We start from the raw sequence: 14074 nt of genomic DNA on the forward strand, positions 1-14074 counted from the left end.
GAGACGATGTTCCCGGGTGGGCTTGAAGGATGACGACCGAACTGTTCCCGCCCGTGTTCGACGCCTTCGCCCCCGAACACCGACCTGACCCCTACTCTCGCTACGCGCTCGTGCGGGAGGCGACGCCGTTTCTCGACAGCGGTTTCGGGGTGGAGTTTGTGACCCGCCACTCCGAGTGCACCCAGATCCTGTCCGAGACGTTGTGGAGCCACCAGGACGAGGCCGAGCTCTTCCATCCCGAGGCGGCCAAGGTCGACCTGCCGACCTCGTTCTTGTGGATGGACCCGCCGGACCACACTCGATTGCGCCGGCTGGTGAGCAAGGCGTTCACTCCCACGAGCGTGACAGATCTGCGCCCGCGGATCACTGCGCTGGTGACCGAGCTGCTCGACGCGGCACTGCAGGGCGGCACGATCGAGGCCATCGAGGCGATCGCCTACCCGCTGCCGCTCATTGTCATCTGCGAGCTGCTCGGGGTGGAGGACACCGAGCTGGTGCACCGGGTCGGCCCGCATCTTGCCCGCGGCTTCGATCCGGACTTCGTGCTCTCCCCCCAGGAGTGCATCGCGCGCGACCAGGCGTCGCGCGAGATCCTGCAGCACTTTCGTGAGCTGATCGCCGAGCGTCGGGAGCGGCCGAAGAACGACCTGGTCAGTGGACTGATCCAGGTCTATGACTCCGGGGATGTGCTCACCGAGGACGAGATGCTCGCGACGTGTGTGACGATGCTCATCGCGGGTCACGAGACCACGGTGAACATGGTCGGTAACGGCCTGCTCGCCTTCGTCCGCAATCCCGACCAGCTCGCCCTGCTCCGGGAGGACCCGTCGCTGGCCGGCCCCGCGGTCGACGAAATCCTGCGGTTCGACTCTCCGGTGCACATGACGACGCGGACCGCCAAGCGGGACCTGGTGGTGGGCGGACGGACTTTCGCCGAGGGGCACAACGTCTGTGTGCTCGTCGGCTCGGCGAATCGTGACCCGCGCGCGTTCGACAACCCTGATGCCTTCGATGTCACCCGCTACGCGGGTTCGGCCGCCACCGCGCGACATCTCGGTTTCGCGTTGGGCATTCACTACTGCATGGGCGCGGCCCTGGCCCGGTTGGAGGGCGAGATCCTGTTCGCCATGCTCGCCCGCCGGGTGCAGACTCTCGAGCTTGCCGGCGACCCGGTCTATCGACCGAACCTGCTCATCCGTGGCCTCAAGGAATTGCCGATGCGGATGGCGTGAACGCGCCGGGGAGGGCGGCCGCGACCGCCCTCCCCCGTGTCATTTCAATCCGGATCTGACGAATCCGTCCACGATTCTGCGCTGCAGGAGGAGATAGAGCATCAGAACAGGTAGGCAGGCCAGTCCGGCGGTCGCCATCAGCGGGCCCCAGTCGTTGCCCTCGGTGCCCATGAAGCTGCGCAGTCCGAGCTGGAGGACGGCGTTGCTGCGTTGCAGGACGAGGGCGGGCCAGAAGTACTCGTTCCAGGCGTTGACGAACAGCAGCACGCCGAGGGCGGCCAGCGCGGGGCCGAGGTTGGGCACGACGACGGTCCAGAGCGTCGACCAGGCGTTGCGGCCGTCCATCCGGGCGGCCTCGAGTAGCTCGTGGGGGACCGATCGGACGTGGGAGCGGAGCATGATCACCGCGAGGGCGGAGCACAGGTTCGGGATGATCACCCCGGCGATGGTGTTGAGCGCGCTCAGCTGGTTGAGCAGGACGTAGTTGGGCAGCATCGTGACCTGGAACGGCACCAACCAGGTGGCGACGAAGACCAGGTAGAGGGCGTTCTGGAAGCGGAAGCGCCAGGCCGCGAAGGCGTAGCCGGCCAGTAGCCCGGTGAGAAGTTGGCCCAGGGCGATCATTGCGGCCATCACGAAGGTGTTGACCAGCAGGCGCGGCATGTCGACTGCGCCCCAGGCCTGGGCGTAGTTCGCCCCGGACAGCGGCCAGGGGAAGGGGTTGAGGGAGTAGACGTCCTCGGGTGCGCGAAGTGAGGTGGCGTAGAGCCAGTAGATCGGCACGATGCAGGCCAGGCCGAGCAGGGCGAGCACCGTGTGGCCGAGGACGGCGCGGAGCCGGGATTCCCGCAGGACGGTCGGCGCGTGCGAGGGGGCGTGCGCGGGGGTGGGGACCTCGGTGAGCAGTTCAGGAGTCATGGAAGGTCAGCCGTTCGGTGAGGCGGACCAGGAGCAGGGCGATCAGTCCGAACCCGAGGAAGAAGATCATGCCTGCGGCGGCGCCGAGTCCGGCGTCGAAGGACCCGAAGGCGTAGTCCCAGAGCAGGTAGTAGACGTTGGTGGTGGCGCCGGAGGGTCCACCGTGGGTGAGGGTGTTGACCAGGGGGAAACTCCACTGGGCGGCGAGCAGCAAGGTCATGAGCAGCAGGAAGGACAGGGTCGGGGACAGCAGCGGCAGGGTGATCCAGCGGGTGGTCTGCCAGCGGGTGGCGCCGTCGAGTGACGCGGCGGCGGAGTACTCGGAGTCGATGCCGGCCAGTCCGGCGGCGACGACGAGGGTGGCGAAGCCGAGGACGTGCCAGCCGGTGATCACGATGATGGCGATCTGGGCGGGTCCGGGTTCCTGTAGCCAGTTGGTGGTGGTGCCGAGGAGTTGGTTGACCAGCCCGCCGCGCGGGTCGAGCATCCACTGCCACACTGCGGCCCCCGCGACCGGCGCGACGAGCATTGGTGCGAAGACCAGCGCCTGGTAGACCGTCGCGGCCCTGCCGTGTACCTGCCGGGCGAGCAGGCCGACGATGGTGGGGACGACGAGGGTGAACGGCAGCAGCCCCAGGATGAGTACGGCGGTGCGACCGAGCGCGTCCGGGAAGTCCGGCAGGTCGAAGAGCCGCTCGTAGTTGGCGAAGCCGACGAACTCGGCCGGGCTGGTGGGCAGCAGGTTCCAGGAGAAGAACGACAGCTGCACGGTGGTGACCAGCGGCCGGTAGATCCAGATGACGAGCAGCGCGAGGCCGGGGAGCAGGAACAGGTACGGCGGCACCGCTCGGGCGATCCGTTTCGCCGGCGGGACCCGGACCGCGGCCGGCGCGTCGAGCCGTGGTGGGGCCGCGACCTCGACGAACCGGGCGGGCCCGTTCCCGCCGGGCCCGCCGGGGGCGGTCTCGAGCACCGTTGTCACGACGGGATCCGTTCGGTCATCCACGCGATTCGCTCGGCGGCATCGACGTCGTAGACCGACGCGCCGCCGAGTGGCACCGCGGTGGCGACCGCGGTGTCGGCGAACAGGTCGACCCGGCTGATCGCCGCCCCGGAGACACCGCGTAGCCGCCCGGCCGGCGCGACGGCGTCGACCTGGTAGATCAGCGCGGGCGCCACCCACACCGGGATCCCGGCGAGGGCTCCGGCGCCGGCGTGGTGGGCGTGCCCGCAGACGATCATCCGGACGTCGGATCCGGCCAGCACTCCGGCGAGCTTCTCGGGCTCGCGCAACCGCAGCAGGTCCACCGAGCTCACCGGGGAGCGCAGCGGCGGATGGTGCAGCACGAGCACGGTTCCCTCCGGTGCCGGGGTGGTGAGCTCGGCGCCGAGCCACTCCAGTTGCGCGGGCTCGATGCGGCCGTGGTGGTGGCCGGGGATGGTGCTGTCCAGGGCGATGATCCGGGCGCCGCCCACCCACACGACGCGATCGGGTGTGCCGAACGCGTCGGTGAAGGGGCCGAGGGCGTCGTGGTTGCCCATCAGCGGAACGATCGGGACACCGGCGAGGCCCGCAATGTCGCCGTCCAGCAGCGCACTCAGGGTGGCGTAGGCGTCCGGTTCGCCGGCGCCGGCCAGGTCACCGGGCAGCAGCAGGGCGTCGGGGCGTGTTCCGGCACCGATGCGGGTCAGTGCGCGGCGCAGTGTGTCGGCCGATGCCGGATCGGCGCCCAGGTGGGTGTCCGAGACGATGGCCAGGTAGGCCCGCGCACCGGATACCGCTGTGCGCGGTGTCACGGTGTCCCGGTGGGGATGAGCGCCTGTCCGCGCTGCTGCGCCTCGGTCAGGGTGGCCTGCGGGTCGGCGCCCTGGAGGACGACCTGCTCGACGGCGTCCATCATCCCGTCGCGGATCTGCAGGTAGTCGGTGCCGGGGAAGGAGATCCACGGCTCCATGCGGTGGAGCTGCTCGATGTTCGTGCCGGTCGTCGGGTTGGCGGCGGCCCAGTCCTTGAGCGTGGAGTCCATCAGGCCGGTGCGCAGCGGCAGGTAGCCGATGTTCTGCGCGATCTGGGTGAAGGCCTCGTCGCTGGTCAGAAAGGTGATCAGTTCCCACGCCGCACGCTGCTCGGCGGGGTCGTCCGAGAGCACATACAGTGCGGCGCCGGAGTTCGTCGGGACCGCCGGGGTGTCACCGAAGGACGGTGTGGGTGCACCGTGCAGTTCCCAGCCTGCGCCCTTGGCGCCCTTGCCGAAGGTGCCCTGCAGGGAGGACGACTCGAGGATCATGGCGAGCTCGCCGCGGGCGAAGGTCTCGACGGCCTGCTGCTGGCTGAACTTCGGGCTGGCCCCGCTCTCGACCATGTCGGCGAGCATGGACACGGCCTGCACGGAGGCCGGTTCGGCGTACTGCAGGGTGGTGCGGTCTTCGGAGAGCACCCGGCCGCCGTTGGAGCGGATGATGCTCTGCAGGCACCAGTCCTTGGCTTGTGTGGTCACGCAGTCGGCGTAGGCGCCCTCCTTGCCGGTGGTGGCCTTGATCTGTGTTGCGGCCTCGGCGACCTCGGTCCAGGTGGCGGGCGGTCGTGCCGGGTCGAGTCCGGCGGCGGTGAACAGCGAGGCGTTGTAGTAGAGCACCGGTGTGGACAGCACGAACGGCATCCCGTAGGTCTTGGCGTTGTGCTCCCCCAGGGACGCGGCGGCGGGGGCGTAGGGATTCGGTCCGCCGAGTGCCTGGCTGAGTGCCTCGGCGCCGACGAGGTCGTCGAGGGGTTTGGCGCCGACCTGGTCGACGACGAAGCCCATGTCGGAGAACCCGATCTGGGCCACGTCGGGGGCATTGCCGGTCGCGGCCTGGGTCTGCACGCTCGACACGGCGTCCGCGGCCGGGTTCGAGCTGGTGCCCTGCGGTTTCTGCGCGGTCACGGTGATGTTCGGGTGCTCGGCGTGGAACCGTGCGAGCAGGCCGTTGAAGGTGTCGGTCCAGGGCCCGGCCTGGCCGAAGTTGTAGGACTCGAAGGTGATCGACACCTGCTGGTCGGGGGCCAGCTCGGGGGCACGTTCGACGGTGTCGGCGGCGGTGCCGACCGAGCCGCCGACACCACAGCCTGCGAGCAGTGTGGCCGCGGCGACCGCGGTCGCGATCAGACGGGGGGTACGCACGGGTTCCTCCTGTAGCGGGGTGTCAGACCGCGACGGTGGCGCGGTCGGGATCGGGGGTGCGCACCAGGCGACGGCCACTGGTGGCGGAGAACAGGTGGACGCGGTCGGGCTCGCAGGTGAGCGTGATGTGGTCGCCGACGGCCAGGCAGAGTGGGCGGGGCCCGCGAACCGCGACCCGGCCCGCGCCGATCTCGACGTGGGCGACCTCCTCGCCGCCGAGGTTCTCGACGTGGCGGACCGTGCCGCGCAGCTGCGTGTCACCGGCGCCGACCCGCAGGTGCTCGGGCCGGACCCCGACGAGGACATCGCGGCCGCCGGAGTCGCCTAGGACCCCGAGCGGGATGTCGATGCCGTCGCCCTGGGCGCGCAGCTCGCCATCGGCGCTGCGCAGCTGCGCTGCGAGCAATCCGATCGCGGGGGAGCCGATGAACCCGGCGACGAAGGTCGAGGCCGGGGCGTCGTAGACCTGCTCGGGTGTGCCGACCTGTTCGAGGCGCCCACCGTTGAGCACCGCGATCCGGGTCGCCATGGTCATTGCTTCGATCTGGTCGTGGGTGACGTAGACGAACGTGGAACCCAGCCGCCGGTGCAGGTCGCTCAACTCGCCGCGGGTCGCGGTACGCAGTGTGGCGTCGAGGTTGGACAGTGGTTCGTCGAGCAGGAACGCGCCCGGGTCGCGCACCAGCGCCCGACCGAGCGCGACGCGCTGGCGTTGGCCGCCCGACAGCGCCCGCGGGCGGCGGTCGAGCAACTGCTCGAGCCCGAGCACGGCGGCGACCTCGGCGATCTTCGCGTCGGCGTCCTTGCGGCGGCGGGTGCGCAGCGGGAAGCCGATGTTCTTCGCGACGGTCAGGTGCGGGTAGAGCGCGTAGCTCTGAAAGACCATCGCCAGGTTCCGCTCGCGGGGGGCAGCGGCGGTGATGTCACGGTCGTCGAGCAGGATGCGGCCGCCGCTCGGGGCGGTCAGCCCGGCGATCATGCGCAGGAGAGTGGACTTCCCGCAGCCGGACGGGCCGAGCAGAACCAGGAATTCGCCGTCGGCCACGTCGAGCGAGATCCCGTCGACCGCAGCCACGTCGCCGAAGCGGCGGGTCAGGCCCTCGATCTGGATACGGCTCACCGGAGTCTCCTTCTGGGGTCGGGTCGGCGTGCTCGGGTCGGGTGTGCTCGGGTCGCAGTGGCCGGATCGCCGCGGCGGTTGCGCGGATGTCAGCAGTACGGGATGGCCCGGGGGTGAACGGTGGGCGTCGGCTGGGCGGTGCGGGCGCTTCCGCGGCCGGCCCGTGACCGTCGGCAGCGGCCCTGAGCAGCGACGATCGGGGATCGTGGCGGATCGATCGGAACTACAGGTCGACCACGAGCCGGGCCCCGCGAGCACGGGAGACGCAGATCATCATCACCTCGCCCGCCTCGCGGTCGACGGCGTCGAGCAGGGAGTCGCGATGCTCGGGCTCGCCGTCCAGTACTGCTGTCTCGCAGGTACCGCAGGTACCTGCGAGACAGGACTGCAGCACGTCGATCCCCGCCGCCTCGGCGGCGGCGAGCAGGCTGGCCCCTGCGGGCACCTGCACGGTGACCCCGCTGCGGGCCAGCACCGCCTCGAACGGCCGCTGCGGGAGGTCGAGTTCGACCGGAGTGAAGCGCTCGACATGAGCGGTCGGGCAGGCGGCGAGCAGGGCATCGAGCATCGGGGCGGGCCCACACCCGTAGATCGCGGCCCCCGGGGCGTCGGCGACGGCGGCGCGCAGGTCGAGTAGGCCGCCCGCCTGGACCGTCACCCGCGGGTCGGGCTCCACGCGTTCGAGGTAGGCCATTGACGCCCGGGATCGACCGCCGTAGAGCAGCCGCCACGGGGCTCCGGCCGCGTCGGCGGCGGCAATCATCGGCAGGATGGGGGTGATGCCGATCCCGCCTGCGACGAACAGGTAGCGCGCAGCGGGCGCCAGCGGGAAGTGGTTGCGGGGTTCGCTGATCTCTATTCGGTCGCCCACGCCGAGGTGGTCGTGGACGAACGCCGAGCCGCCGCGGCCTGCGGGCTCGCGCAGCACGGCGATCCGGTAGACGGAGTCGTCGCGACTCCGGCCGCACAGCGAGTACTGCCGCACGAGCCCGGGGGCCAGGTGCAGCTCGACGTGTGCGCCGGGGGTCCAAGTGGGTAGGTCGGGGCTGGACAGCTCGAGCTCCACGACGTCGTCGGCGACCGTCCGGCGGGAGGAGATCTCACACAGCACGGGGCGCGACGCTAGGCCCGCCCGAGGCCGGTGAACCTGGCGAATGGGAACGCCGATCGTGTGATCGGTTCGGCATGACCGGCTTATGGGGCGCTGAGCTGGGCAAGCACCCGAGGGGCACACCGGCGGTCACGCAACGTTCGTCTGCTCGTCGTCCGGCGCCGACCGGGGCGGCCTAGCGTGCGCTTCGCACCGTCGGGAGGAGACTCATGGAGATCCGGTATCTACGTTCCTTCCTGGCGATCGCCGAGGAGCTGCATTTCGGGCGCGCGGCCCAGCGCCTGCACGTCGCGCAGCCGTCGGTGTCCCAGCAGCTGCAGCGCCTCGAACGTGATGTCGGGGTGGAGCTGGTGCAGCGCAGTTCGCACGAGGTGCGGCTGACCCCGGCGGGCGCGGCGTTCCGCGACGAAGCCCGCAAGCTCCTCGAGCAGCTGGATCGGGCGATCGCCGCGGCCCGGGCAGTGGCATCCGGGCGGGCGGGCACGCTCAATATCGGCTTCAACTTCCCCGCGGGCCAGGATGTGTTGCCCGCGGCGTTGGCGGCGTTGAACTCCGAGCATCCGCGGGTGCAGACCCAGCTGTGGGAACGCCGGACCGGCCCGCAGCTCGACGGCGTGCTCTCCGGGGAGCTGGATGTCGCGTTCGTCTACGGCCGCCCGGTCAGCCCGCACCTGTCGTCGACCGAGCTGATGACTGTGCCGATCGTGGCGGTGGTGGGGGAGCGGCATCCCTGGGCCGGTCGCGAGTCGATGCCGATGCGCATGCTCGACCGCCAGCCGTGCTTGCTGTTTCGCCGTGAACAGAGCCCCGCCATGTACGACGCGATCATGGGCGCCGCCGACCGGGCGGATATCAAGCTGACCGTCACCGCCGAGGTCGACGACCCGGTCGCGACCGGTGTGCTGGTCGCCGCACGGCAGGTGATCGGATTCTCCTCGGCCTCACGGGCGGCCCGTGCGCCTGCCCAGGGTCTGGTCGCGGTGCAGCTGACCGCGCCGGCCCCGACCCTGGGCGTGCATGTGGTGTGGCGGTCGGCCGACCGCACGCCTCTGGTGGAGGCGATGCTCGGCGCTCTGAAGACCGCGGGCCCGTTCACGTTCACCTGGCCGCGCACACCTTCGCAGCGGTGATCGAGCCCCAGCAGCGGCGATAGGCGCGGCGCATCGGCCGTTCGGCAGTCGCTGCTTGCCGGGGTCACCCCGGTCGGTCACGGTGGCGGCGACGGCCGATGATCGGTCGCCGCTACGAGATCTGCGCAGTGGGGGAGGTGCCCGTGCGACTCACGGTGCTCGGATGCCGGTCGGGGATGCCGGCCGAGGGACAGGCCAGCTCCGGCTACCTGGTGGAGTCCGACGAGCGGACTCGGATGCTGGTGGACTGCGGTCCCGGTGTCGCCACCGCCCTGTCCACCGACGATCCGGTCTTGGACGCGGTCGTGATCAGCCACCTGCACTCCGACCACTGCTACGACCTGCTGCCGCTGGGGAAGGCACTGCTCTACCGGCGCCTGCGCGAGGCCATCGGCGACCGCGCGGGTGACCCCGTCTCCGCCGCCCGACATCTCGACCTGAGCGGACCGCGCCTGCCACTGTATGTGCCGCACGGCGGGCGCGCGGTGCTCGACCGACTCGCCTCACTGTTCCCGGTCACCACGATGCCGCTGCTGGACCGGGTCTTCGACCTGGCCTTCGACGTGGTCGAGTACGCGGCGGACGACGAGATCGAGATCGGCGATGCCCGGGTCTCGCTGCACCCGCTGCGCCACGTCGCCGCCAACTGCGGGATCCGCGTCGACACCGCGCGCTCGTCGCTGGCCTACACCGGCGACACCGGGGTCACGCCCGGGCTGCTCCCGCTCGCCGACGGGGTCGATCTGCTGCTCGCCGAGGCCACTCTGGCCGAGACCGACACCGGGCCCCACGGCCACCTGTCCGGTGCCGACGCCGGGCGGGCCGCGGCCGAGGCCGGAGTCGGCGAGCTCGTGCTCACTCATTTCATCTCCTCCGACCCTGCCTGGCTGGCGGCCCGCCGCGACGACGCGGCCACCGCCTTCCCGGGCCCGATCCGCATCGCCGAGCCGGGCCTGCGCGTCGACACCTGTCCGGCACCGGCGCCGGTCACCCGCGGCTGACGCCCAGGCCTCTGTAGTTGGGAGGCCACCCGTGACCACCGTTTTCAACCCGCCGCTTGTCCAGCTGCCCCGGGCCGGCGGCATCGCCGCCGAGGTCCTGCACGGGCTCGACGCCACAGGCGAGCGGCCCGTTCTCTGTTCGATGCGCGACCGAATCTGGCACGATCTGTCGGCCCGCGAGGTCGCCGCGCTCGTCCGCGCGGTGGCCGCGGGTCTGCAGGTCGATGGGCTCGTGACCGGCGAGCGGGTCGCACTGTTCGGCGCCAACACGCCGGAGTGGGTCGTGCTCGACCTCGCTGTGCTGCTTGCCGGTGCGGTCACCGTGCCGATCTACCCGACCGCTTCGCGGGTCCAGGTCGAGCACGTACTCGCCGACTCCGGCGCGACGCGGGTGTTCGCCCAGACTCCGGCGCAGGTGACACTGTCCGGCGGCGAGCCGTTCGACCAGGCACTGACTCGGCTCGCCGCGGCGGGGGCGAACGGACCCACGCCCGATCCGGGCGCGATCGCCGCCGAGGACATCGCCACCATCGTCTACACCAGCGGCACCACCGGGGCGCCCAAGGGCTGCGTGCTGACCCACCGCAATCTGTTCGCCGCGGCCGGGAACGTGGTCGCCTACCTGCCTGAGCTGTTCGCCACCGACGACGCGTCCACGCTGCTGTTCCTCCCGCTCTCGCATGTGTTCGGGCGGGTCAGCGCGTTGGGCTGTCTCTGGGCAGGAGTGCGGACGGGGCTGCTCGCCTCGGCCGCCGAGCTGACCAGCGAGCTGGCGCGGTTCCGGCCGTCCTTCCTGGTCCTGGTGCCCTATGCGTTGGAGAAGCTGCGCAAGGGGGCGCGGGTGGGCGGCCTGACCCCGCAGCTCGAAGCCGAGGCCGTCGCGGCCGGTGCCCGGTGGTCCGGGCCGGTCGCGGACGCGCTGCGGGCCACCCTCGGCGGCCGACTCGACCACGTGATCTGCGGTGGCGCCTCGCTCGACCCGACCACCGCCGCGTTCACTGCCGCGCTCGGGGTGCAGGTGCTCGGCGCCTACGGGCTGACCGAGACCACGACGGTGGTCAGCATGAGCGCGCCGGGCGCGGTCAGGCCCGGCCGGGTCGGTCGTGCGCTGCCCGGCGGCGAGATCATGATCGCCGAGGACGGCGAGATCCTGGTCCGCGGGGAGCAGGTCTCGCCCGGTTACTGGCCGCTTGCCGGCTCGGCACAGTCCGGCGGGCCCGGGCCCTGGCTGCGCACCGGCGACCTCGGCGGCCTCGACCGAGAGGGGTTCCTCACGATCACCGGCCGCCGCAAGGAGACCATCGTGACCAGCGGCGGCAAGAACGTCGCACCGGAACCACTCGAGGACCGCATCCGGTTGCACTCCGGGATCGCACATGCCGTCGTCGTGGGGGAGGGCCGACCGTACGTGACGGCCCTGATCTTCCTCGACCCCGACGCCGACCCCGACGCCGACGCTGACGTCCGGGGCGCGGTCGACGATGCCAACACCCTGGTCTCGCGTGCGGAGTCCATCCGCCGTTTCACGGTCGTGGACGGCACGTTGTCCGCGGCCGATGGCACCTTGACCCCGAGTCTCAAGCTGCGCCGCGCCGTGATCGCCGAGCGCTACGCGGCCGAGATCGAGTCTCTCTATACGTGACCGGCCGCGTCCACCGCGCGGAACGGCGCGGTGGACGCGGATGAGCTCCTGCGGCTGCTGTTCAGCATGTGGGGCCGCGCGCCCGCGCGCTCGCCCCGTCCTGAGCAGGAGGCTGCGACGAGCTGCTAGGCCGCTGCGTCGCCCATCCATGCCACGTAGTCGAGGTCGACGCGGGCGATCAGGACGTCGGCGTCGTCGTGCAGGACCGCGACGCCGCTGAGTTCGAAACGCTCCGCGTTGCTGCGGGCCAGGACGGCATCGGTGGCGGTCTTGTCGATCGTGGCGCGGGCGCGGAGGTGACCCTTACCCGGCTTGAGGAACGCGATCTTCGACGAGCGCAGCACGAACCCTTGCAGCTGCAGGATCCGCGGGGCCATGGCCCCGGAGAACGCGGCGGCGCCCGCGACCTCTGCGGCGAGGAACAGCGCGCCCGCGTGCACGGTGCCGAAGTGGTTCTCCAACTCGCCACGGACCGGCAGCTCGGCCTGTCCGTGCTCGGCGCTCAGCCCGGTCACCCGCACACCGACGTGGTTGTTGAACGGGACCATGGTGTCGACGACCTTGCGCAGCTGCTCGAGGTCGATGGTGGCGGCGCCGGTCTCGGTGAGCCGCGCTGACTCGGCGGCGACGACTGCGGCCAGTGGATTGGTCGTGAATGCCATGCCGACCATTACCACCGATGCGAGTGACCGTCGGGTGAACAACGCAGTCCTGAATGGCGACGAATACACGGGATCCGAACGGCGAATTGCCTGGTTGATCGGGGTCGTGCATGACGCGATAGTGTGCCCGCATCGTTCGCGAGGACGCGTTGACTTCTATTCTGCGCGCCCGTAGACACATTTCTCGTACCGCCTGAGAGCCTGTGCCGTTCCTGCCCCGTCGACGGCGACGGTGACCTACCTGCACCGGGATCGGCCGTCACCTTCGGGGAGCTGACGAAGAGCTATGAACGAGCCCTACGACGCGATCGTGGTCGGCGCACGCTGCGCCGGCTCACCGGTTGCCATGTTGCTGGCCCGGCGCGGACACCGGGTGCTGGTCGTCGACCGGACCGCGTTGCCCGCTGACACCGTCTCGACCCACTACCTGCAGCAGTACGGCCTGGCCCGGCTGCAGGCATGGGGTTTGCTCGATGAGGTGCGCGCCACCGGCGCCCCTCCGATCACGTCCATGACGATCTCCTACGACGATGCGGTGATCTGCGGGTTCGCCGACCCGATCGACGGGATCACTGCGACGCTCGCGCCGCGGCGTACCGCGCTTGATCCGGTGCTGCTGCGCGCGGCCGAGGCCGCGGGCGCCGAGGTCCGCCTCGGCGTCGCGTTGCGGGATCTGATCGTCGAGGACGGCGTCGTGCGCGGCGTCCGGCTGCAAAGCGCGGACGGCGAGCTGGTCGAGGAGCGCGCCCGGGTGGTCATCGGCGCCGACGGGGCCAGGTCCCGGGTCGCCGAGGCCGTCGGTGCGGGGACCTACGACGTCGTCGAGCCATCCTGCTTCATCTACTACAGCTACTGGACCGGTGTCCCGGACACCGGCTTCCACAGCCGGATCGGGCTGAACCAGCAGCAGGTCGGGCTCTGGCCCACCAACGACGACCGCACCATGGTCGCTGTGATGCGCACCCGTGACCGGTATCCGGAGTTCCGCCGGGACGTGGAGCGCAACTTCCACGAGGTGTGCGAGCAGGTCGTCCCGGATCTCGCCGAGCAGGTCCGCGCCGGCGAGCAGGTCGAGCGCTTCATCGGCATCCGCTACCCGGACAACTACTATCGCGTCTCCGCCGGACCGGGCTGGGCGCTGGTCGGGGACGCCGGCTACCACAAGGACCCGTTCACGGGCAAGGGCATGTCCGACGCCTTCACCCACGCCGAGCTGCTCGCCGAGAAGATCGCGCAGGGGTTGGCCGGGCGCCCCATGGGCGATGCGTTGACCGAGTACACGATGACCCGCGACGCCGAGACCCAGGGCGCCTACCGGTTCACCACGATGATCTCCGACCTCGCTCTCACGCCGGAGTTGCAGGGCCTGTTCCGCGCGGTCAGCGGTAACGATCCGGCCACCCGCCAGTTCCTGTCCATGGTCGGCGGCGGGATCAGCGGCGAGGACTTCTTTGCCCCCGCCAACATCGGCACGATCATGGCGGCCGCCTGATGAGCGGCTACCGGATGGTCGTGATCGGTGACAGCTTCGCCGAGGGTCGCGGCGACCCCGATCCCGCGGGCGGGTTCGTCGGCTGGGTGCCCCGGGTCGCGCACCGGCTCGCGATCCCCGCTGCGGACGTTCTCAACCTCGGTGCGTACGGCGCCACCACGCAGGACGTCGTGGATCAACAGCTGGATAAGATCGCCGATGTGGATACCCCGCTGTTGGGGATCGCGGTCGGCGGTAACGACCTGGTCCGCGCCTACGACCCCGACGGGTTCCGGCGCAACCTGAGGACCGTCTTCGACGCCGTTGCCGCTGCGGGGCGGCGGGTCTTCACCCATGACTATCCCGACATCCCCGGTAAGCTGCCCGGTCTTGCCGAGGAGCAGCGCAGCGCCCTGCAGGTCCGTTTCGCCGAGGCCAATGCGTTCCTGGCCGGGCTCTGCGCCGAGCGCGGCGTCCTGCGGTACGAGCTGTCCACCGCGGCGCTCTGCGCGGACCCGGACATGTGGTACCCGGACGGTATCCACCCGTCCGCGCTGGGACACCGCACCATCGCCGACGAGATCGCCGCACTGCTCGCCTGAGCCTATTTGCCTACATTCCCGGTT

13 protein-coding genes are annotated in these 14074 nt (G+C 70.8%); 6 read left to right on the top strand and 7 right to left on the bottom strand.

Annotated features, from left to right (window positions below; all coding sequences use genetic code 11):
• Positions 1 to 29 precede the first annotated feature (29 nt).
• Entirely contained in the window at positions 30 to 1232 is a 1203-nt protein-coding gene (locus JOF36_RS37110) for a cytochrome P450 (RefSeq protein ID WP_210036908.1), read from the top strand.
• A gap of 39 nt (positions 1233 to 1271) precedes the next feature.
• Here the strand turns inward: JOF36_RS37110 and JOF36_RS37115 are convergent, their stop codons facing one another.
• The 6 genes from JOF36_RS37115 to JOF36_RS37140 all read right to left on the bottom strand — a co-directional run bounded on the left by JOF36_RS37115 (position 1272) and on the right by JOF36_RS37140 (position 7542).
• Complete coding sequence (locus tag JOF36_RS37115) at positions 1272 to 2150, bottom strand: carbohydrate ABC transporter permease (protein WP_210036909.1); 879 nt, start codon at positions 2148 to 2150, stop codon at positions 1272 to 1274.
• On the bottom strand, positions 2140 to 3132 hold the full coding sequence (locus tag JOF36_RS41270) for a carbohydrate ABC transporter permease (RefSeq protein WP_307862813.1): 993 nt from the start codon (positions 3130 to 3132) through the stop codon (positions 2140 to 2142). Before JOF36_RS41270 ends, JOF36_RS37115 begins: the two co-directional genes overlap by 11 nt.
• Positions 3129 to 3947, bottom strand: coding sequence for a metallophosphoesterase family protein (locus JOF36_RS37125; RefSeq protein WP_307862814.1), 819 nt, complete (start codon positions 3945 to 3947; stop codon positions 3129 to 3131). The genes JOF36_RS41270 and JOF36_RS37125 overlap by 4 nt, the downstream gene beginning before the upstream one ends.
• Positions 3944 to 5311: an ABC transporter substrate-binding protein gene (locus JOF36_RS37130; RefSeq protein ID WP_210036910.1), complete on the bottom strand. Its 1368-nt coding sequence runs from the start codon at positions 5309 to 5311 to the stop codon at positions 3944 to 3946. Before JOF36_RS37130 ends, JOF36_RS37125 begins: the two co-directional genes overlap by 4 nt.
• Before the next feature lie 22 nt (positions 5312 to 5333).
• Positions 5334 to 6431: an ABC transporter ATP-binding protein gene (locus JOF36_RS37135; protein WP_210036911.1), complete on the bottom strand. Its 1098-nt coding sequence runs from the start codon at positions 6429 to 6431 to the stop codon at positions 5334 to 5336.
• Between the two features lie 223 nt (positions 6432 to 6654).
• A complete protein-coding gene (locus tag JOF36_RS37140; protein ID WP_210036912.1) occupies positions 6655 to 7542 on the bottom strand; it encodes a PDR/VanB family oxidoreductase in 888 nt (295 codons plus the stop codon).
• A gap of 209 nt (positions 7543 to 7751) precedes the next feature.
• On the opposite strand from JOF36_RS37140, the gene JOF36_RS37145 reads away from it, so the two are divergent.
• From JOF36_RS37145 to JOF36_RS37155, 3 genes are all read left to right on the top strand, one after another.
• Entirely contained in the window at positions 7752 to 8672 is a 921-nt protein-coding gene (locus JOF36_RS37145) for a LysR family transcriptional regulator (protein WP_210036913.1), read from the top strand.
• A 143-nt stretch (positions 8673 to 8815) separates the two neighbouring features.
• Positions 8816 to 9673, top strand: coding sequence for an MBL fold metallo-hydrolase (locus JOF36_RS37150; RefSeq protein ID WP_210036914.1), 858 nt, complete (start codon positions 8816 to 8818; stop codon positions 9671 to 9673).
• Between the two features lie 31 nt (positions 9674 to 9704).
• Positions 9705 to 11315: an AMP-dependent synthetase/ligase gene (locus JOF36_RS37155; protein WP_210036915.1), complete on the top strand. Its 1611-nt coding sequence runs from the start codon at positions 9705 to 9707 to the stop codon at positions 11313 to 11315.
• A gap of 125 nt (positions 11316 to 11440) precedes the next feature.
• Here the strand turns inward: JOF36_RS37155 and JOF36_RS37160 are convergent, their stop codons facing one another.
• A complete protein-coding gene (locus JOF36_RS37160; protein WP_210036916.1) occupies positions 11441 to 11977 on the bottom strand; it encodes a DUF4442 domain-containing protein in 537 nt (178 codons plus the stop codon).
• Between the two features lie 286 nt (positions 11978 to 12263).
• Between JOF36_RS37160 and JOF36_RS37165 the strand changes: the two genes are divergently transcribed.
• A complete protein-coding gene (locus JOF36_RS37165; protein ID WP_210036917.1) occupies positions 12264 to 13469 on the top strand; it encodes an FAD-dependent oxidoreductase in 1206 nt (401 codons plus the stop codon).
• The gene (locus JOF36_RS37170; RefSeq protein ID WP_210036918.1) at positions 13469 to 14050 is read left to right on the top strand and encodes an SGNH/GDSL hydrolase family protein; all 582 of its coding nucleotides are present in this window, start codon (positions 13469 to 13471) and stop codon (positions 14048 to 14050) included. Before JOF36_RS37165 ends, JOF36_RS37170 begins: the two co-directional genes overlap by 1 nt.
• Positions 14051 to 14074: the final 24 nt, after the last annotated feature.

The organism is Pseudonocardia parietis (genome assembly GCF_017876315.1).
Classification (GTDB): Bacteria; Actinomycetota; Actinomycetes; order Mycobacteriales; family Pseudonocardiaceae; genus Pseudonocardia; species Pseudonocardia parietis.

Bases quoted from the DNA above. Each gene is read 5' to 3' on its own strand.
- JOF36_RS37110 (WP_210036908.1), top strand. From the start codon at position 30: ATGACGACCGAACTGTTCCCGCCCGTGTTCGACGCCTTCGCCCCCGAA.
- JOF36_RS37115 (WP_210036909.1), bottom strand. From the start codon at position 2,150: ATGACTCCTGAACTGCTCACCGAGGTCCCCACCCCCGCGCACGCCCCC.
- JOF36_RS37145 (WP_210036913.1), top strand. From the start codon at position 7,752: ATGGAGATCCGGTATCTACGTTCCTTCCTGGCGATCGCCGAGGAGCTG.
- JOF36_RS37160 (WP_210036916.1), bottom strand. From the start codon at position 11,977: ATGGCATTCACGACCAATCCACTGGCCGCAGTCGTCGCCGCCGAGTCA.
- JOF36_RS37165 (WP_210036917.1), top strand. From the start codon at position 12,264: ATGAACGAGCCCTACGACGCGATCGTGGTCGGCGCACGCTGCGCCGGC.
- JOF36_RS37170 (WP_210036918.1), top strand. From the start codon at position 13,469: ATGAGCGGCTACCGGATGGTCGTGATCGGTGACAGCTTCGCCGAGGGT.